This window comes from Paenibacillus sp. QJM3NY_38 (genome assembly GCF_056173265.1).
In genome coordinates this window covers 2,770,152-2,788,686 of record NZ_CM149665.1, presented here as the reverse complement: position 1 = coordinate 2,788,686, position 18,535 = coordinate 2,770,152, and the positions used below count along the sequence as shown (strand labels likewise).

The 18,535-nt window shown below is 50.1% G+C and carries 19 protein-coding genes; 9 read left to right on the top strand and 10 right to left on the bottom strand.

Going from position 1 to position 18,535, the window contains the following annotated elements; all coding sequences use genetic code 11:
• Positions 1-73: 73 nt before the first annotated feature.
• The 6 genes from AC0VZ8_RS12670 to leuC form a co-directional block, all read right to left on the bottom strand.
• Positions 74-673, bottom strand: coding sequence for a GerMN domain-containing protein (locus tag AC0VZ8_RS12670; RefSeq protein WP_475487047.1), 600 nt, complete (start codon positions 671-673; stop codon positions 74-76).
• 39 nt (positions 674-712) lie between these two features.
• Complete coding sequence (locus tag AC0VZ8_RS12665) at positions 713-2,092, bottom strand: N-acetylmuramoyl-L-alanine amidase family protein (protein ID WP_071218344.1); 1,380 nt, start codon at positions 2,090-2,092, stop codon at positions 713-715.
• A gap of 201 nt (positions 2,093-2,293) precedes the next feature.
• The gene (locus AC0VZ8_RS12660) at positions 2,294-2,980 is read right to left on the bottom strand and encodes a GerMN domain-containing protein (protein WP_475487046.1); all 687 of its coding nucleotides are present in this window, start codon (positions 2,978-2,980) and stop codon (positions 2,294-2,296) included.
• Between the two features lie 40 nt (positions 2,981-3,020).
• Entirely contained in the window at positions 3,021-4,457 is a 1,437-nt protein-coding gene (locus AC0VZ8_RS12655) for an N-acetylmuramoyl-L-alanine amidase (protein WP_475487045.1), read from the bottom strand.
• 237 nt (positions 4,458-4,694) lie between these two features.
• A complete protein-coding gene (gene leuD / locus AC0VZ8_RS12650) occupies positions 4,695-5,297 on the bottom strand; it encodes a 3-isopropylmalate dehydratase small subunit (RefSeq protein WP_071218347.1) in 603 nt (200 codons plus the stop codon).
• A gap of 20 nt (positions 5,298-5,317) precedes the next feature.
• Positions 5,318-6,742 (bottom strand): 3-isopropylmalate dehydratase large subunit, encoded by a 1,425-nt coding sequence (leuC, locus tag AC0VZ8_RS12645; protein WP_071218348.1) that lies wholly within the window; start codon positions 6,740-6,742, stop codon positions 5,318-5,320.
• 185 nt (positions 6,743-6,927) lie between these two features.
• Here leuC and AC0VZ8_RS12640 point away from each other — a divergent pair, with 185 nt between their 5' ends.
• A complete protein-coding gene (locus AC0VZ8_RS12640; RefSeq protein WP_475487044.1) occupies positions 6,928-7,857 on the top strand; it encodes a LysR family transcriptional regulator in 930 nt (309 codons plus the stop codon).
• A 116-nt stretch (positions 7,858-7,973) separates the two neighbouring features.
• Here the strand turns inward: AC0VZ8_RS12640 and AC0VZ8_RS12635 are convergent, their stop codons facing one another.
• Together AC0VZ8_RS12635 and AC0VZ8_RS12630 are read right to left on the bottom strand one after the other, a co-directional pair.
• Positions 7,974-8,162 (bottom strand): hypothetical protein, encoded by a 189-nt coding sequence (locus AC0VZ8_RS12635; protein ID WP_233354816.1) that lies wholly within the window; start codon positions 8,160-8,162, stop codon positions 7,974-7,976.
• A 92-nt stretch (positions 8,163-8,254) separates the two neighbouring features.
• A complete protein-coding gene (locus AC0VZ8_RS12630) occupies positions 8,255-9,067 on the bottom strand; it encodes a carbon-nitrogen family hydrolase (RefSeq protein ID WP_260069206.1) in 813 nt (270 codons plus the stop codon).
• Between the two features lie 252 nt (positions 9,068-9,319).
• Here AC0VZ8_RS12630 and AC0VZ8_RS12625 point away from each other — a divergent pair, with 252 nt between their 5' ends.
• From AC0VZ8_RS12625 to AC0VZ8_RS12590, 8 genes are all read left to right on the top strand, one after another.
• Positions 9,320-10,513: a pyridoxal phosphate-dependent aminotransferase gene (locus tag AC0VZ8_RS12625; RefSeq protein ID WP_260069205.1), complete on the top strand. Its 1,194-nt coding sequence runs from the start codon at positions 9,320-9,322 to the stop codon at positions 10,511-10,513.
• Between the two features lie 368 nt (positions 10,514-10,881).
• Entirely contained in the window at positions 10,882-11,985 is a 1,104-nt protein-coding gene (proB, locus tag AC0VZ8_RS12620) for a glutamate 5-kinase (protein ID WP_071218352.1), read from the top strand.
• Positions 11,986-12,042: 57 nt separating this feature from the next.
• Positions 12,043-13,290, top strand: a complete 1,248-nt coding sequence (locus AC0VZ8_RS12615; RefSeq protein WP_475487043.1) for a glutamate-5-semialdehyde dehydrogenase — start codon at positions 12,043-12,045, stop codon at positions 13,288-13,290.
• Between the two features lie 35 nt (positions 13,291-13,325).
• The gene (proC, locus tag AC0VZ8_RS12610; RefSeq protein ID WP_071218354.1) at positions 13,326-14,195 is read left to right on the top strand and encodes a pyrroline-5-carboxylate reductase; all 870 of its coding nucleotides are present in this window, start codon (positions 13,326-13,328) and stop codon (positions 14,193-14,195) included.
• The gene (locus tag AC0VZ8_RS12605) at positions 14,192-15,406 is read left to right on the top strand and encodes a 2,3-diketo-5-methylthiopentyl-1-phosphate enolase (RefSeq protein WP_475487042.1); all 1,215 of its coding nucleotides are present in this window, start codon (positions 14,192-14,194) and stop codon (positions 15,404-15,406) included. The genes proC and AC0VZ8_RS12605 overlap by 4 nt, the downstream gene beginning before the upstream one ends.
• Positions 15,403-16,083, top strand: a complete 681-nt coding sequence (locus tag AC0VZ8_RS12600; protein ID WP_475487041.1) for a 2-hydroxy-3-keto-5-methylthiopentenyl-1-phosphate phosphatase — start codon at positions 15,403-15,405, stop codon at positions 16,081-16,083. Before AC0VZ8_RS12605 ends, AC0VZ8_RS12600 begins: the two co-directional genes overlap by 4 nt.
• A complete protein-coding gene (locus AC0VZ8_RS12595; RefSeq protein ID WP_113056887.1) occupies positions 16,084-16,740 on the top strand; it encodes a methylthioribulose 1-phosphate dehydratase in 657 nt (218 codons plus the stop codon). It begins immediately after the preceding gene.
• A 103-nt stretch (positions 16,741-16,843) separates the two neighbouring features.
• On the top strand, positions 16,844-17,137 hold the full coding sequence (locus tag AC0VZ8_RS12590) for an SdpI family protein (RefSeq protein WP_071218358.1): 294 nt from the start codon (positions 16,844-16,846) through the stop codon (positions 17,135-17,137).
• A 40-nt stretch (positions 17,138-17,177) separates the two neighbouring features.
• Here AC0VZ8_RS12590 and AC0VZ8_RS12585 read toward each other — a convergent pair whose 3' ends face one another.
• Together AC0VZ8_RS12585 and AC0VZ8_RS12580 are read right to left on the bottom strand one after the other, a co-directional pair.
• Positions 17,178-17,318, bottom strand: coding sequence for a hypothetical protein (locus tag AC0VZ8_RS12585; RefSeq protein WP_194541975.1), 141 nt, complete (start codon positions 17,316-17,318; stop codon positions 17,178-17,180).
• 86 nt (positions 17,319-17,404) lie between these two features.
• Complete coding sequence (locus tag AC0VZ8_RS12580; protein WP_260069199.1) at positions 17,405-18,520, bottom strand: DUF6677 family protein; 1,116 nt, start codon at positions 18,518-18,520, stop codon at positions 17,405-17,407.
• Positions 18,521-18,535: the final 15 nt, after the last annotated feature.

The window sequence follows — 18,535 nt, the reverse complement described above, 5'->3', positions numbered from 1 at the left end:
TTCCCCTCTCAATAACTACTGCTTCATCATATACTAATATTCGACAGCAGATCGTGATCTCCTTCAACCATCATTACCGAGTCATCGGATTTTCCAAATCGACATGACCCATTAACGATTCGGTCTGCTGACCATCCACCAGAATTTGAAGTGATTTCGCTTCGTCAAACTGGAAAAAGGTTTTTTTGATCGCATCGATGGCAAACGACTCGCCGCCTGCACCCAGGTTAGCTTCGTCCGGGACCGTCACATCGAGCGTCAGAGCTCCGTTTTCAAATTTCAACGAATTCAGTCCGATTTTCTCCCACAGGGGAACCATATCACCCTTATCGCTCTTTTGTAATGCTTGATAGGCCGCTTCGTATTTTTCTTGATCTTCCTTATACGTAATTTCGGCCGTACCTTCTACCAGCTCCATCAAATCAGGATCCGTGTAATAGGCTTTGATGCTCTCTGTTTTTGCTTCCGGCGTTGTCACTTCGCTGCCGCTGCCCGTAGACGATCCACCTGATCCGTTCGACGTTCCACTATGATCCTGTCCTGTCTGATTATCAGGTGCAGGCGTTATTTGCTCCGGTGTATCGTTTGGAGCTGCTCCGGGTTTCTGTCCGCAACCGGCACCAATCAGCATTACGGCTGCCAATAGGCCAGCCGACCATATTTTTTTATTCAAAAGTAGCCACCTCCTGCAATCACGTTCACTGTCGTATCGTTAATCAACCTTTAAATAACCTTTGATGCCTCTGACAATAGCCTCGGCTACTCGATCCTGCGTTGCCGGATCAAATAGCTTGCTCTCATCGGTCTTGTTGCTCAGGAATCCGACTTCCAGCAGAGCGCCAGGCATTTTGGTCTCGCGAATGACATGGAAATTGCCGTATCTCACTCCGCGATCCTTTAAGCCCATAGCCTTTACGATCTCTTTATGGAGTGCATTCGCCAGCGCTTTGTCAGATTCATTGTAGTAATACGTTTCGGTTCCGCTTGCAGTGGAAGGGCCGCTATTAGCATGTATCGATATGAAAACATCAGCCTTCAGATCATTCGCAATTTTTGCGCGATCCTTCAGCTCGAGGAAAGTATCGTTACTGCGAGTCAAAACGACTTCGATATTTTGTTCTTTGGCCAACAGTTTCTCAACTTTCAGCGCCATCGCGAGGTTGAAATCCTTCTCCCTCTTCTTGGTTACCCCGATAGCTCCCGGATCGTGGTCTCCATGACCCGCATCTATGACCACAAGCTTCTTCCCGCCTGCACCAGGTGCAGGGTTAGAGCCCGTATTCAAATCCACAATGAATAGGCCCGATCCGTTCTCAAGGCCTGAAATGGTGTAATTTTTGGCATAGTTGAGATCAATGACAATGCGCACGGTCATCGGATTGCTGTTGTACAAGGAATAACGTACAGATTTGACATCCGGATATCCCGTTACGTCCATCTGACCGGTCTTCATCACGTCATCAAAGCTGGCGTTGCTGCTGAACGTATCCGAGAAATTCGTGTTCACCATATCAATGACGATACGGTCCGGATTGCTAAGCTTTGATACATTCGGCTTGGCATTGCCCGTAACGGCGACCATCAGCCTGTTTTCACTGAAACTGATACCGTCTACAGTCGACGTAGTTACGCCGGGTTCTTCACCAGGGTTACTCCCGTCGTAGGACGAGGTCAGATAGACTGACTTCTGCGCATTATCCCATCTTACTTGAAGGCCCATCTGCTCACTTACAAACCGGATCGGAACCAGTGTTGTTCCGCCACGAAGAACAGGTGCCTTGGTCATTTGTACGCGCTGACCGTTGATATCAGCTTGCTGACTCCCAATCACCATCGTTACTGTCTGCGAGCCGTCTTGGACAGTTACCGTCTTGGTCGCCTTGTTCCAGTACACGTCAAATCCCAGATTCTCGGAAATGACTCGGATTGGAACCATGACGGTGCCATTATTGTTCTCGACCTTCACGCCAGATGACAGATTGATTTGTTGGCCATCCAGGTAAATCTTTGCGCTGTACGAACTCGCATCCGCCATTTTAGGAAACGCAATCATGATGACAACCAGAAACATTAAAAAACCGAACTTCTTCATCCTTCACCCCTACCATCCTATTATTTTGCCACAGATTGGCGTTTCTGCACTCGGCCTGTCCGACATTACCTGACAACCTATAGACGCAAAGTCACGATGAAAGTTGCGAAATTGTTCCCTTTTTACCAAAAAAACACCTATTTCAAAAACCGAAATAGGTGTTTGGTCCTGCATTTGAATTTCGTTAATAGTTCCTTATAATTACTTCCGAGTCATTGGATGCTCGAGCTCAACATGTCCCATTAAACTTTCGATCTGATTACCGTCTACCAGCAATTCCAGGGACTGCACCTCATCGAACTGGAAGAAGGTTTTCTGTAAGGCATCAATCGCAAACATTTCCCCTCCAGCTCCGAGATTGGCTTCCGCTGGTTTGGTGATATCCAGTGTCAAAGCGCCATTTTCAAACTTGAGAGAATTCAACGTGATTTTAACAGACCATAGTGGACTTAGTTCAGCATCACTGCTCGTTTGAAGTCCTTCAAAGGCTTTCTTATATTTATCCTCTTCACCCGTATACGTGATCTCTTTGCTTGCCTCTTTCAAGTCCATGATTTCGGGATCCGTATAATAGACTTTAATATTGACCTTCTTCGCTTGATCCTCGGTAGCTTTCACATCCTTTGTATCCTCAGGGGTTCCAGTACTTTCACCGGTTGTACCCTGCGGTGGTGTGCTTGCTCCCTCGCCTGCGTTTACAGGTATTGCTTCATCTTCCTTATGATCATCAGCCGCCGTTTCTTCCGGATTATCCTGCGGCGTTTGTACTTCTTCTGTTGCGGTCTCCGGATTTGTCTCGGCAGGGGCTGCAGTCGGCTTCTGTCCACAGCCGGCACTAAATGCAAGCAGCAGCGCCAGCAATCCTGTCATCCAATATTTTTTGTTCATGACTTTCGTCCCCCTCTAAGTTCTTCAAATCTTGTACACATTATTGTACTTTAAGATATTCTTTAATACCCGCTACAATACCTTGTGCAACACGATTTTGGAAATCGTCTTCAAACAACTGGGCTTCGTCACCCTTGTTGCTTAAAAAGCCAATCTCGAGCAGGACAGCCGGCATCGTCGTTTCTCTCGTCACATGAAGACTGCTATATTTGACTCCCCGATCCATGAGTTCAGTCGCCTTGACAAGATGTTTATGCATCACGTTTGCCAAAGGTTTGCTGGCATCTCTCGTGAAGTAAGTCTCAGTGCCGTGCGGACTGCTGGAATTGTTGCTGTTTCCGTGAATCGATACAAATATATCGGCCTTTATGGAATTCGCCACTTTCACGCGATCGCTAAGACCCAGCGTTGAATCGTCGCTCCGCGTCATCACCACATTAATGTTCTTTTCGTTTCTCAGCAAGGCTTCCACTTTCAAAGCAATGTTAAGATTAAGAACCTTCTCCTGATTGCCGTTCGCGCTGATCGCGCCCGGCTGACTGCCGCCGTGACCGGCGTCAATAACAACCGTCTTCTTGCCGTTACCGGTTACCGGGGGAACGGGCGGTACGAGGATTTCTCCCTCTGCGTTCAGGTCGACGATGATGATGCCTGATTCCTGGGTCACCGCATAATTCTTAGGTCCGGTCAAATCCAATACGATACGCACGGTTGGCGGATTGTCGCTGAACACGGCATATCTAATATTCGTAACGTCAGTGTAATCCGTAACTTCCATATTGCCGCCGTTCTGCTCGTTCACGGAATGTCCGCTCAGGAAGGAAGCAGAGTACACGGTGCCCGGAAGATCGATAACGATCCGATCATGCCCCGTCATGCTGAACACTTTTGGCGTAACCGCACCTTCTGTAGCAATCATCAACCGGTTGTCGCTAAAGCTGAGTCCCGTCATGGCTGCCTGGTTCCCTGTTTCGACAGGCGGAGGTGTTTGACTTCCCGGATTGTTTCCGGCACCTGGATCAACCTCTCCTTCGGAGACCGGTGGAACGGAGCTGGAGAGGAACACTGCCTTCGTCTGGTTGTCCCATTTCACGTCAAGCCCCATCTGTTCACTCACAAACCGAAGCGGCACAAGCGTGCTCTGTCCATTTAAGACAGGCGGCAAATTCAGATCAACCTGAGCACCGTTCAATTCTGCCTGATGGCTGCCGACCACCATGCGGACCGTCTTCTCGCTGTTCTCAACGGTAACGGTTTGGCTGGCCTTCTCCCAGCCTACCTTGAAGCCGAGATTCTCGGATACCACGCGGATCGGAATCATCACGTTACCTTTCATGTTGGCTACCTGGACGCCCGAAGACAAATTCAATGGTTCCCCGTCAAGAAAAATGGCCGCATTTGAAGAACTGGCTTCACCACTTTTCGGAAACGCCAGCAAGAAGACTATCAACATCATTACAAACCCTAACTTCTTCATGAATCCACCTCGATCATCCCATGATTAAATTTGAAAAGCAAATCTAGCAATATAACTAAAAATATGTAAATCAGCACATTCCCGACCAGACGCTGCCGGACAAATACTGACATAAAACAATGGTTCCTCTTGGCTGCCGCTGCATATTAATTCCATAATACCAAAAAAAACTTCCATTTCCTACACAGGAAATGGAAGTTTAATAATCTTGTAACCTTTTGCAGTGGAATTGCGAGATTAAGCGAACAGACGCTCCCCATGCTTCTTCTCGTATGCATCGATTGCACTTTCATGCTGCAGCGTCAAACCGATGTCATCCAGTCCTTGAAGCAGGAATTGACGGCGGTGCTCATCAAGATCAAAGTCAATATGGAGTCCTTGATCATCCGTTATCGTTTTGCTCTCCAGATCGACGTTCAGCTTATATCCTTCATTACCTTCTGTGCGCTGGAACAATTCTTCCACCTGCTCCTCCGACAATTTGATCGGAAGAATCCCGTTCTTAAAGCAGTTATTGTAGAAAATGTCAGCAAACGATGGAGCGATGACCACGCGGAATCCGTAATCGAGAATCGCCCAAGGGGCATGCTCACGGGAAGAACCACAGCCAAAGTTGGCACGGGAAATCAGAATGGTTGAGCCTTGGTAACGAGGCTGGTTCAGCGAGAAGCTGTCGATATTGCCTCCCTCTTCATCAAACCGCCACTCGTAAAACAGAAACTGTCCAAATCCTGTACGTTCAATCCGTTTCAAAAACTGTTTCGGAATAATGGCGTCCGTATCTACATTCACCCGGTCTACAGGTGCGACAATACCGTGTAATTTCGTAAATGCTTGCATAAACTTCTCCTCCGTCCTTCTTAGCTCACAACTTCTTCGGCTGCAAAGTTCCAGTCACGTACATCCACAAAGCGTCCTTTAACCGCAGCTGCCGCTGCCATTGCCGGCGATACGAGATGCGTTCTGCCGCCGCGGCCTTGGCGTCCTTCGAAGTTACGATTGGACGTGGATGCGCAGCGTTGCCCCGGCTTCAGTACATCCGGATTCATCGCAAGACACATACTGCAGCCTGCTTCACGCCATTCGAAACCCGCTTCAACAAAAATTTTGTCGAGCCCTTCTTGTTCAGCCTGGATCTTCACTCGACCTGATCCGGGAACAACGATGGCTGTCACATTGCTGGACACTTTATGGCCCTTCGCTACGGCTGCTGCCGCACGCAAATCTTCAATGCGTCCATTCGTGCAAGAACCGATAAAGACATAGTCGATCGGAATTTCGGACATTGGCGTCCCTGGCACAAGCGCCATATACTCCAGCGCTTTCTCCGCTGCCTTGCGCTCATTCTCGGTCTTAAAATCCGCAGGGTTAGGAACCGTCGAGGAAATGTCAGTACCCATACCCGGGCTCGTTCCCCAGGTTACTTGCGGGATCAGAGATTCTACATCGAACTCAACCACCACGTCGAACTCGGCGCCTTCGTCTGTCACAAGCTCTTTCCAAGCTGCCACTGCAGCATCAAAAGCTTCGCCTTGCGGAACATATTGACGTCCGCGCAAGTATTCAAACGTCGTTTCATCCGGAGCGATCATGCCCGCTCTGGCTCCGCCTTCGATGGACATGTTGCACACGGTCATGCGCTCTTCCATCGACAATTCGCGGATCGCTTCACCCGTATACTCAATAACATAGCCTGTCGCAAAATCCGTTCCGTATTTCGCGATGACGCCAAGGATCATATCCTTAGCCGTTACACCCGGATTGCGGCGACCGACAAAGCGCACTTCCATGGTCTTTGCTTTGGCCTGCTGCAAACATTGGGTTGCCAGAACATGCTCAACCTCGCTTGTTCCGATACCGAACGCAAGGGCGCCGAATGCACCGTGTGTAGATGTATGGCTGTCGCCGCATACAATCGTTTTGCCCGGATGCGTTAAGCCAAGTTCCGGCCCCATGACGTGCACAACGCCTTGATCAATCGTATCAAGATCATACAGAGTAACGCCAAAATCCTGACAGTTCTTGGTCAGTGTATCGATTTGCTGCTTCGAAATCGGATCCGTAATGTTAAAACGGTCTTTCGTAGGTACGTTGTGATCCATCGTTGCGAAGGTCAGTTCAGGACGGCGTACTTTACGGCCGCTAAGACGCAAACCCTCAAATGCTTGCGGTGAAGTTACCTCGTGAACCAAATGCAGGTCAATGTACAAAATACCCGGCTTGCCTTCTTCTTGATGAATAACGTGGTTATCCCAAATTTTTTCGAACATTGTCTTCTTACTCATCATCATCACCCCATTGTTCTTTACGTCCATGAGAAGATAATTGCTTGTTATCTTCTTTAAATATAAGGAAGATCTACAACGCATCATCTTTACGTTGATAGTAATATATCATTTCCTTCTTCATTGTTCCAAGATATAATATCTATAAAAGTAATAGGATTCAGCTATAACGGAGTGATGCTTAAATGGAACTGAGACAACTGCAATATACGCTGCAAATCGCGGCGGATAAAAATTTTTCCCGAGCCGCGGAGAAGCTTCATATCGCCCAGCCTTCCTTGAGCCAGCAGCTCTCCAAGCTGGAGAAAGAGCTCGGCGTGCTGCTGTTCCAACGCAATACGAGCAACGTTGAGCTCACCCATGCTGGAGCCAGCTTTGTCGAGCATGCCCAGAAGATCATGGACGCCGTCGAGCAGCTGAAGCAGGAGATGTCGGACATCTCCCAGCTTCGAAAGGGTAAGGTCGTAGTCGGCAGCATGCCGATTACAGGTTCTCACCTGCTGCCATGGGTTTTGCCCGCCTTTAAAAAGGGATATCCGGATATTGAGATCACCCTGTTGGAAGATTCCTCCATGAACCTGGAGAAGCTGACGGCCAGCGGCAAGGCCGATCTTAGCCTCCTGGCGCTGCCGCTGTCCGAGCCGTCGCTGTCCTGGATTCCGATCGGTGAGGAAATGATCGACTTGGCCGTTCCTCCGCAGCATCCGCTTGCGCTGCGGGCAGCCTCCGATCCCGTACGGCCCATCACAATCGATGAAATCCGGAACGAAGCGTTTGTTGTCCTCAAAAAAGGACAGGGCTTCCGGAAGCTCACCTTTGATATATGTCGGGAGGCCGGCTTTGAACCGAACGTTGTATTCGAGAGCAGCAACATTGAGACGCTCCAATCTCTGGTCGCAACCGGAATGGGCATAACGCTGGTGCCCCGTTTTATCGCCCGTGCGAAACGCAGCGAGTTTATTCCGGTCTACTTGCCCCTCGCTGATCCGGTTCCGAGCCGCACACTGGTTGTGGCTTACCGCAACGGCCGCTATTTGTCCAAAGCGGCGGATGCGTTCATCGATACTTTTAAGCAGGTCATGGACAAGCTGGTTGTGGAGAGCGTTCAGGACTAGTGCACGCTGCCCCATAAATAAAGAGAAGAAGCTCAGCCAAGGTCAATGAACAAGACCAAGCTGAGCTTCCTTTCAACGTGAAATTATAGCACTCCCATTTCGTTTCAAACGGAGTTTTATTTGCGCAAATTATGCTGGTCAATCAATCGGTTCTGTTCATCCGCAGTACGGGACTGGTCCTGAATCGACTCGTTCTTTCCGTTGCCGCCCCCGGCAACGTTTTCTACAAAGTTGCGGAACTGTTGTTTCTGCTCTTCTTCCTGCTCATGGTTTTGGCTGTCGAATTGGTTATTGTCTGCCATCATTCAAAGCCTCCTCTCAGACGGATTACCCATAGTATACCCGCCTCTGCCCAGATGAAACTTCATTTTTTAGAGGAGTTTAACAATAAATACTTTTATTGAAAATACAAATTCGGACGACGGTCTTCAAAAACCGGAATGCGTCCTCTCACTTCATCCGTAAGACCACAATCCAGCGTACCGGTCAGGATCATTTCCTGCTCATCCCCTTCGGCAATGACCTCCCCCCAGGGATCGATGATCATGGAGTGACCGAAAAAGTCCGTTTCTCCGCTAGTTCCTACTCGATTACACGCAACGACGTACATTTGGTTCTCGATCGCTCTGGCCATGAGCAGTGTTCTCCAATGATGCAGCCGCGGATGCGGCCACTCTGCTGGCACAAACAGCACTTGAGCGCCGCCTAGTGCGAGGGTGCGAGACAGCTCGGGGAAGCGTATATCGTAACAGATCGACGCGCCCGCTTTTAATTGTTCCAGCTCAAAGGTTACGGGCTGCTGCCCGGCTTGCAGAAACTTCTCTTCATCCATCAGGCGGAACAGGTGCATTTTGGAATATTTGGCGATCTGCTCCCCACTCCGGTTAAATACATACATGCTGTTATAAATCCGATCTTCGATTCGTTCGGCTACAGACCCGCCTACGACTTGGATATGATGTTTTCGTGCAAATTCGCTCAGCATGCGAGAGGTTTCCTGTCCCATGGGATCGGCAAGCTCTTGAATTCGGTCCAGCGCATACCCCGTATTCCACATTTCCGGCAGCACGATGACGTCCGGCTTCCTATCAGCCGCTGCGGCCTGCTCCATCATGCCGAGCATTTTACTCATATTGGCCTTTACGTTTCCTATTTCAATATCGGCTTGGATAAGTGCGATATTCAATTGAGCCTTTGCTTCTCCAGTCATCTTGCAGCCTCCTGTTATTCCGGTTGAATCCAGCACCAGCGCCGCTAATCATGAAATCCATGATCGGGCTCTTTTTCAGGAATTCACCCATTCTCTATATGTCTTCATCATAGCCTCCCCCGCCCTGTTGCTGCAACACCCAAGCACCATTTCCCTCTATACACCCCTGATAAATCGTGTTAAATTAATCCTAATTGTTTTCAATATCAGCTGTATTCGAGCGTAATTAGATAACGGAGTGATGAAACTGCAATGAATAACAAATTAAACGAATTCCAAATAGAGCCGGCCGAGATGATGTCCCAGCTGCCCACGCAATTTTTCGCGACCTTGGTCTCCAAGGTAAACCGCCAAGTGGCGCAGGGACATGATGTGATCAATCTCGGACAGGGAAATCCCGATCAGCCTACACCGCCTCATATCGTATCCAGCTTGAAGGAAGCGGCCGACAATCCGCAGTTTCACAAATATTCGCCTTTTACCGGCTTTTCCTTTCTTAAAGAAGCCATTGCGCATCGATATAAAGAAGACTACAACGTTGATCTGGATCCGGAGACGGAGGTAGCGATTCTGTTTGGAGGAAAAACAGGGCTTGTACAGCTTCCGCAAGTGCTCCTGAATCCGGGCGATGTATGTCTTGTCCCGGACCCCGGTTATCCGGATTACTGGTCAGGCGTTGCACTGGCCCGTGCCCAAATGAAATTCATGCCGTTAACCGCTGCTAACCGGTTTCTTCCCGACTATGGCGCGATCACACCAGCAGACAGAGAAAAAGCGAAGCTGATGTTTTTAAATTATCCGAATAATCCGACATCCGCCGTCGCTCCCCTGTCCTTCTACGAGGATACGGTAGCATTCGCCGCCGAACACGGGATCGTCGTAGCCAGCGATTTTGCTTATGGAGCGATCGGGTTTGATGGAGATCGTCCAGTCAGCTTTTTACAGGCAAAAGGAGCCAAAGGAGTTGGCGTGGAATTTTACACGCTCTCCAAAACCTATAATATGGCCGGATGGCGCGTTGGCTTTGCCCTGGGGAACAAAAAAATCATCTCGCTGATCAATATGCTGCAGGACCACATCTACGTCAGCCTGTTCGGCGGCATTCAGGCCGCAGCGGCCACGGCTCTGACATCGCCTCAAGATTGTGTTAAGGCGCTGGTCGCACGCTACCAATCGAGAAGGGACGTTTTCTATAGCGCCCTGTCCGAAATCGGCTGGGAAGCTCAAAAACCAGCTGGCTCCTTTTTCAGCTGGCTGCCGGTACCGAAGGGCTTTACCTCGGTATCCTTTGCCGATCTGCTGCTTGAGGAGGCCAAGGTCGCGGTTGCGCCTGGTGTCGGCTTTGGCGATCACGGCGAAGGATATGTCCGCGTCGGCCTGTTAAGCAGCGAAGAGCGAATGCGGGAAGCCGCCTACCGAATCGGTAAGCTGAACCTGTTCGGTTAACCTTTTTCCTTTTGAAAAAACAAAAACGATGTGCTATTCTTGCAATAACAATTGAATGCAGTTTTCAAAAACGCAATGACGGGACCAGTACGAAAGCATATGGCACGATGACCAGAGAGCGAATTCCATGGGCTGAAAGAATTTGCCGTGACCCCCTTTCCGAAACCTACCCCCGAGCGGCCTGGCTTGCCAGGACAGTGCCTTCTGTTACAGGGCTAAAGCCGGATGAGCTGCGCTCATCAACAAAGGTGGTACCGCGGAAGTCAAACTTTCGTCCTTTTTCATACAGGACGGAAGTTTTTTTATTTTCAGGAAATGGATTCGTTACAGCTATCCCTACCCATCATAAATACAAGGAAGTGATCACGATGCTATCGCGCATCGTCGTAAAAATCGGAAGCAGCTCCCTTACGACAGATGAGGGCGGACTTAATCTGGATTCCATCGCCTTCTTTGCCGGAGAGCTTGCCGCTCTCCGCAAAGCCGGTCATGAGGTTCTGCTCGTGACATCCGGCGCCGTCGCAGCAGGGTTTCGAGAGATCGGCTACGAGAGCAGACCGAAGCTGCTGCATGAGAAGCAAGCATCCGCCGCACTGGGCCAAGCGCTGCTGATGCGTGCTTACCAGAATGCGCTGGCCTCCCATCAATTGAAGGCCGCGCAAATTCTGTTGACGAGAACGGACTTCGCGAACCGCAAACGCATGAATAATGCCAACATGACGATTACGGAGCTTCTGAAGCAAGGCGTTATTCCGATTATTAATGAGAACGACACCGTTTCTATTGACGAACTGAAATTTGGCGATAACGATACGTTATCCGCGCTCGTTGCGAACTTGGTCCGCGCCCAGCAATTAATCATCCTGACCGATACGGATGGTTTGTACACGGCTGATCCACGCAAGTCGCCTGATGCAACGAAATATGAGGAAATTGATGAAATTACCGATGAGATTTACAGCATGGCAGGAGGCGCTGGCTCCAGCGTTGGTACCGGCGGCATGCGATCGAAAATCGATGCTGCCAAAATCGCCACCCGCGGCGGTGTCCCCGTCTTCATCGGCAAAGCCAGCGAGACCGGCGATTTGCTTAAGGCGCTTGAACATGCAGGTAAAGGCACCTATTTTGCTACCCACCTATCCTCCCTGCCGATGAAAAAGCAGTGGCTCGGCTTTATGTCCTCGCCGCTAGGCCGGATCGTTGTCGATCCGGGCGCCGAGAAGGCGCTGATTCACGGAGGCCACAGCCTCCTTCCCGTTGGCATAAAACGGATCGAAGGCAGCTTCCATGCCGGGGACGTGGTGGAAGTCGTTAATATGAACAACGAGAGGCTCGGCAGGGGGATCGTCAATTACGACGAAGACCAGCTGCAAGCCGTGCTCGGTTTGCCGAGCAGTCAAGTGATCGGCATCATCGGGGAAATCCATCGGCTTGAGGTCATTCACCGAGACGAATGGATCACGTTAAAATAATCTGGTTCCCATAACCAATATTGCTTTTCCTAATCATCCAACTAAGGAGGAATTATTATGAGTGAGGTTCGCAATAAAGCTAAGCTGGCCAAACAGGCCGCATTCGGTCTTGGCAGACTGAGCACCGAGGAGAAAAATCAGGCTCTGCTCATCATGGCAGACGCACTGATCCAACGGACAGCTGATATTATGGAAGCAAACGCGGAGGATCTACGTCGCGGGAAGGAGCTTGGCACCTCCGCCTCCCTCCTGGACCGATTGGCACTGAATGAAGCCAGAATCGAGGGCATTGCCGAAGGCTTACGCCAAATCGTGAAGCTGCCGGACCCAATCGGCGACACCTTGGAAACGATCGATCGCCCGAACGGACTGAACATCGTCAAGAAACGTGTTCCCCTTGGCGTGATCGGCATCATTTATGAAGCACGTCCAAATGTGACGGTCGATGCAGCCGGACTGTGCTTGAAGACAGGCAACGCGGTCGTACTTCGCGGGGGTTCTTCCGCCCTCTCCTCCAACCGCAAAATCATCGAGGTGCTTCACGAAGCTATGGAACGCACCGCACTGCCTAAGGATGCGCTGCAGCTTATCGAGGACCCGAACCGTTCCTCCGTGGATGAAATGCTGAAACTCAACGGACTGCTGGATGTCATTATCCCTCGCGGCGGGAGCTCGCTGATCCAGAACGTTGTGTTAAATGCCACGGTGCCCGTGATCGAAACCGGAGCCGGGATATGTCATACCTATATAGATGCATCGGCAGAGCCGGACATGGCAGTTGCCATCAGTCTCAATGCCAAGGTGCAGCGCCCTTCGGTCTGCAATTCCATGGAAACCCTGCTCGTCCATGCTGATTATGCCAAATCACATCTGACCGTGCTGGCCGAAGCATTCCGTGAGCGTAACGTCGAGCTGCGCGGATGTCAGCGTACCCTGGATTACGTTCCTTGGGCTGCAAAAGCGACGCCTGAGGATTACGCAACCGAATACAACGACTATATCTTAAACATCAAAATCGTGGATCACCTGGATGAGGCCATTGAGCATATTTCGATTAATGGCACAAAGCATTCGGAATGTATCGTTACGGAGAATAAGGATCATGCGCAGCGCTTCTTGCAGGAAGTAGACGCAGCTGCTGTTTATCATAACGCTTCGACCCGTTTCACCGATGGCTTTGAATTTGGCTTCGGCGCCGAAATCGGGATCAGCACCCAGAAGCTGCATGCCAGAGGTCCTATGGGATTACCCGCGCTTACTTCCTCCAAATATGTTATTATCGGTAGTGGTCAAATACGCGAATAAATCATTCATCTAAAGCCATGAAGGAGGAAATAACGATGTGCCAATCTCCGCAGAACCGACCTTTAATAGATAAAGCAATCACCTTCTACGGCGCCGGCTCGATGGCCGAAGCGATCGTACGAGGATTAGTCAGCCGTTCTGTCGTGCTTCCTGAGAATATTACGATGCTCAATCGGAGCAATGTTCAGCGCCTTCAGGAACTGAGTGAGCGCTATGGTGTCCAGATCAACAACGACGATGCCGCTAAAATCGAAATTCTGAAAACTTCGCCGGTGATCGTGCTTGCCATGAAACCGAAGGATGCTGCTAAAGCGTTAAAAGAACTGGGACCGAAGCTCTCAAGCGATCAATTGATCATCTCCGTGATTGCCGGACTTTCGATTTATACGACGCAGACGCTGCTTGGAACCCAGCAGCCCATTGCACGTACGATGCCGAATACATCCGCCTCCATCGGGCTTGGTTCCACAGGAATCGCGTTCTCGAAGGAAATCAGCGAAGAACAGCGCCAACTGGTCATGACCTTGTTCGAAGCTGTTGGTAATGTAACGGTCATTGAAGAAGAGAAGATGGATATCTTGACCGGTATATCCGGCAGTGGTCCTGCTTACTTCTATTACATGATGGAAGCCATGACTGCCGCAGGGATCCGCGGCGGCTTGACGCCGGAGCAAAGCCGCGAGCTGACACTCCAAACCATTCTGGGCGCCGCCCGGATGGTGCAGCAGACCGGGGAACAGCCTTCATCGCTGCGCGCGAAAATTACATCGCCGAACGGATCAACGCAAGCGGCCCTCGAAACGCTCGATAAAGGCGATTTCTTCGAAACCGTCATTGCCGCCGTGAACCGCTGTGCTGAGCGCTCCAAAGAAATGGGCGCCATGCTGAAGGAGCAGATCTCATGAGCCGCTGTATCGCAACTTACCGAATCTATGACGACCAGGCGGATTTTCGTAAGAAAGCGACTTCCATCGCCGTTGGCATGACGGTCGGCAGCTGGACCGAGCTGCCGCAAGCCAAGCGTGAAGCGATGCAGAAGCATCTTGGCGAAGTTGTTGACATTCAGGTTCACGAGGGCTGGGAGCCAGGCAGCCGGTACGCAGACGTCAGCATTGCTTATCCGGACATTAATTTCAGCCGGGATATCCCTGCCCTGCTGGTGACCCTGTTCGGCAAAATTTCCATGGACGGGCGCATCAAACTGACTTCCCTGGATTTGTCTCCCGACTTCCTGAGTGCGTTTCCCGGACCGAAATATGGCATCGACGGAGTCCGCGATCTTCTCGGCGTCCAAGACCGCCCACTGCTCATGAGCATATTCAAATCGGTTATCGGAATGAATGCGGACGAGCTTAGAGCCCAATTTATCCGTCAGGCGCTAGGTGGGGTGGATCTTATCAAAGATGATGAAATCCTGTTCGAGAACGACCTCACCCCGATCGAAAAACGGGTCAGCATGTGCATCCAGGCTGCTGCCGACGTGGAACAACAGACAGGCAAAAAACTGCTGTATGCAGCCAATCTGACCGGACGGACGTCGCGGCTGCGTGAGCAAGCGCTGCGTGCGATTGATGCCGGCGCTAACGCCCTGCTCTTTAATGTGCTGTCCTATGGGTATGACGTTTTGCACGAGTTAAGCAGTGATCCGGATATCACCGTGCCTATCGCGGCTCACCCTGCGCTTGCCGGTGCCATTTACCCTTCTCCATACTATGGGATAACGGCTCCGGTGCTGCTCGGCCAGCTGATGCGGATTGCCGGCGCGGATCTGGTGCTCTTCCCTTCTCCTTACGGATCGGTAACGATGCCGAGAGAAGAGAATCTCGCGATACGCGACGAGCTGCACAGCGCTAAACTTGGCGTGAAACGAAGCATGCCGGTACCATCCGCAGGAATTCATCCGGGACTCGTTCCCCGCATCATCCGGGACTTTGGCACCGATGTCGTCGTTAACGCTGGCGGCGGAATCCACGGACATCCGATAGGAACCGAAGCGGGCGGCAAAGCCTTTGTACAAGCGATCGAGGCGACGATGAAATCCGTGCCGCTCGCCCACTTTGCCGAGGAACACGAAGAGCTGAAAGCCGCATTGGACATCTGGGGAGGAGAAGTATGACATCTGGAGATAAACAGCCGATCATTTTTTGCGATTTCGACGGAACCATCACAAACAACGATAACATCGTCGCCATTATGAAGCACTTCAAACCGGAAGGCTTTGAGTCGATCATGCAGGACACGCTTGACCGCACCATTTCAATTCGGGAAGGCGTAGGCCGCATGTTCGCGCTCTTCCCTTCCTCCATGAGAGAAGAAATTACCGAATATGTTCTAAACCATGCAGGGATTCGGGAAGGCTTCAGTGCATTCCTGGATTATTTGAAATCCGAACAGATTGAATTCTACGTCACAAGCGGCGGTATCGATTTCTTTGTCGATCCTCTGCTGAAGCCTTTTGGCATCCCGGCAGACCATATCTTCTGCAACGGCTCCAATTTCGAAGGGGATCGCATTGAGATTACTTGGCCTCATCCTTGCAAGGATTCCTGCCATAACGACTGCGGCATGTGCAAAGTCACGGTGATGGACCGTTTTCCTGTCGATCGGTATTACCGCATTCTGATCGGTGACAGCCTGACCGATTTTGAAGGTGCCAAACAAGCGGATCTGGTTTATTCCCGCTCCTCGCTCACCGAGCAATGCAAGAAGCTAGGCGTACATCATGTACCCTTCGAGACCTTTACCGATATCCAGATCGACATGAAAGATAAGTTTAAACAGGAGGTGCTGTAAGTGGCATTTTCAGATATCCAGCTTGAACAGAAACAGGCTGCCCTGCAGGATCTTAGAGGGATCAAGGAACTGTTCGCTTCTAGAAACTGGTTCCCCGGCACCAGCGGTAATCTATCTGTCCGTGTCGGCGAGTTCAACCCGGAGCAGTTTTATTTTGCGGTGACAGCCAGCGGAAAAGACAAGTCGGTACATACGCCCGAAGATTATCTTTTTGTGGATCAGAACGGCGTGCCTTGCGAAGCAACCGGCTTAAAACCTAGCGCGGAAACCTTGATTCACTGCGAAATTTATCGCAAGACCGGCTGCGGTGCCATTTTCCATGTGCATACCATCGACAACAATCTGATCAGCGATTGGTATGGGGAACAAGGTTATGTCCCTGCCCAAGGAATCGAGCTGATCAAAGCCTTTAATATTTGGGAAGAGGACGCGGCGATTCGCATTCCGATCCTGCCGAACTATGCAGACATTCCACGGATTGCGGAGCTCGTTCCGGATGCGCTCGATCCGGCTGTACCCGGCATATTGCTGCGTAACCACGGCATCTATGCCTGGGGCAAAAATGCATTCGAAGCCAAGAAACATCTGGAGGCTTTTGAGTTTATATTCGAATACGCCTACCGTCGTCTGCTTCTGAATGCAGCCGGATCCAAGTAATATATTCATATTTGCAGATATAGGGCTTGAACAGCCGGATGCTCCCTTATCCAGCGTTCTTGGGGTGCATCCGGCGTTATATTTCCGTTAGGAGTGTGTAAGGATGCTCGAAAGTTTAGCCATTGGCATCGTATTTGTTTTGTATGGTTTGGTCCTCTTTTTGATTCCGCCCAAAAGTTCCAAGAGTTTTTATGCTTATAAAACGACGTCATCTCTCAAAAATGAACGGAACTTTAAAGTTGCCAACGCCTATGTCAGTCTGCTGCTGATGATTTTTGGAGTCATCCTGCTGCTGATCGCCAGGCTTACCGGCCATTTCATGACGACAGGCATTGCGACCGTGATCGTTTTTATCCTGATATACATACTCGTTGAACGAAAATTAAAAAACCTGTAAAACGATTCAAAATCGTTTACAGGTTTTTTCTTTATATAAACTATAGCCGATTCTGCTCATGCTCCGTTAAAGAGATCGAAGGCGCAGGTACCTGATCCGGTGATGCATAAGCATTGAAGATAAACAAACATGTCACAACAAATAGAGCAATATACAACAGATAATACAGATTCTTGGCCACGATATCTCCCTCCATATCTCGTTCATATCTATTTTTGATTAAATCGCTATCGACTTGACCCTAGATGTTATTAATTAATGGACATCTCATTCGTTGTCGCTATCATAATATGAACGCTCTCCCCTTAACGAATCCTTTTTCGAGCCAGTCATCAGCTTGATTCCTCCTCCGATAAGAAGAACGGCGATAATCGCGGTCTTCAAGTAGGAACGAATGCGGTAATCCAGCTGCAGATGAGGAAAATGTGTATCGATATAAGGCATCACAACACTGCTAAATACGAAATAGATTCCGAGTACAAGCAGTCCAAGACCGAGCCAGCGCTGCTGATTCCCAAGTCCCGAGATGATCGGTCGATCGCGCAGCGGCTCCCTGCCGTAACGGCTTACTTGCTGCAGACCGTCAAAGAATGCATAAAACCAGATCAACGGAATCAAGAACAGGAATAGCGACAGCTTAAGTACATCCAACACATAAATGCTGCCAAGAAATAGGACCATGAGCTGCAGTCCGCGTTTTTGCAATCCCAAATACATTTGACCCGCTCCGGGAAACGCCGATAATAAGGTGGCAAACACTTTACTCCGGCGTCCGCTCTCTCTGCCGCTCTCAAGCTCATCAAACAGCGTGCGATCGATAAGAAATTCTCCAGCTTGCTTGCGGTTAACCAGCTGAACCACATCAAACATGCAGTAGAGCCAAATAATGGGCAGCATGCCCAGAAACAGCAGGAATACCGATTCGTGAGTCAAGCCCGTCAAGAACAGCAGAATCGTTCCAAGTCCGAAGAATGCGATCAGGAATGACAACCCTCGCTGCATCAATCCCAGTTGAAAATGCCCCAAACCGGGTATGAAGGACAGCAGTATGGTATAAAAGCGTTCTGACTCATCACTCTTTTCCTGACGAATCTCCATCGGCCGTCCATATTCATCGTGGATAATCGTTACAGGCGTATACCGGATCAAAGCAATTAGCAGGTCAAGCATGCTGATACCCCAGATCATTAAGGCTCCGATAATTCCCAACGCAAAAACCGCGTCGGATGCCGTCATGATCCCAAGCACAAATCCACCGAACAGGCTTGCGAAGAACAAGAATGGATATAGCAGGGCGCGTCCCTTTCTCCCCCAATAATAATGGCCGAGGCCCGGAAGGATATTTAATATAAAGGCAAACCCTTTACTTTTTTGCGGTTGCACTTGGCATCTCCCTTT

Coding starts and splice junctions, on each gene's coding strand:
- leuC (WP_071218348.1), bottom strand. CDS start 6,742: ATGAGTAAGAAGACAATGTTCGAAAAAATTTGGGATAACCACGTTATT.
- AC0VZ8_RS12625 (WP_260069205.1), top strand. CDS start 9,320: ATGAATAACAAATTAAACGAATTCCAAATAGAGCCGGCCGAGATGATG.
- AC0VZ8_RS12655 (WP_475487045.1), bottom strand. CDS start 4,457: ATGAAGAAGTTAGGGTTTGTAATGATGTTGATAGTCTTCTTGCTGGCG.
- AC0VZ8_RS12615 (WP_475487043.1), top strand. CDS start 12,043: ATGAGTGAGGTTCGCAATAAAGCTAAGCTGGCCAAACAGGCCGCATTC.
- AC0VZ8_RS12605 (WP_475487042.1), top strand. CDS start 14,192: ATGAGCCGCTGTATCGCAACTTACCGAATCTATGACGACCAGGCGGAT.
- leuD (WP_071218347.1), bottom strand. CDS start 5,297: ATGCAAGCATTTACGAAATTACACGGTATTGTCGCACCTGTAGACCGG.
- AC0VZ8_RS12665 (WP_071218344.1), bottom strand. CDS start 2,092: ATGAAGAAGTTCGGTTTTTTAATGTTTCTGGTTGTCATCATGATTGCG.
- AC0VZ8_RS12640 (WP_475487044.1), top strand. CDS start 6,928: ATGGAACTGAGACAACTGCAATATACGCTGCAAATCGCGGCGGATAAA.
- proB (WP_071218352.1), top strand. CDS start 10,882: ATGCTATCGCGCATCGTCGTAAAAATCGGAAGCAGCTCCCTTACGACA.
- AC0VZ8_RS12590 (WP_071218358.1), top strand. CDS start 16,844: ATGCTCGAAAGTTTAGCCATTGGCATCGTATTTGTTTTGTATGGTTTG.
- AC0VZ8_RS12600 (WP_475487041.1), top strand. CDS start 15,403: ATGACATCTGGAGATAAACAGCCGATCATTTTTTGCGATTTCGACGGA.
- AC0VZ8_RS12660 (WP_475487046.1), bottom strand. CDS start 2,980: ATGAACAAAAAATATTGGATGACAGGATTGCTGGCGCTGCTGCTTGCA.
- proC (WP_071218354.1), top strand. CDS start 13,326: ATGTGCCAATCTCCGCAGAACCGACCTTTAATAGATAAAGCAATCACC.
- AC0VZ8_RS12630 (WP_260069206.1), bottom strand. CDS start 9,067: ATGACTGGAGAAGCAAAGGCTCAATTGAATATCGCACTTATCCAAGCC.
- AC0VZ8_RS12635 (WP_233354816.1), bottom strand. CDS start 8,162: ATGATGGCAGACAATAACCAATTCGACAGCCAAAACCATGAGCAGGAA.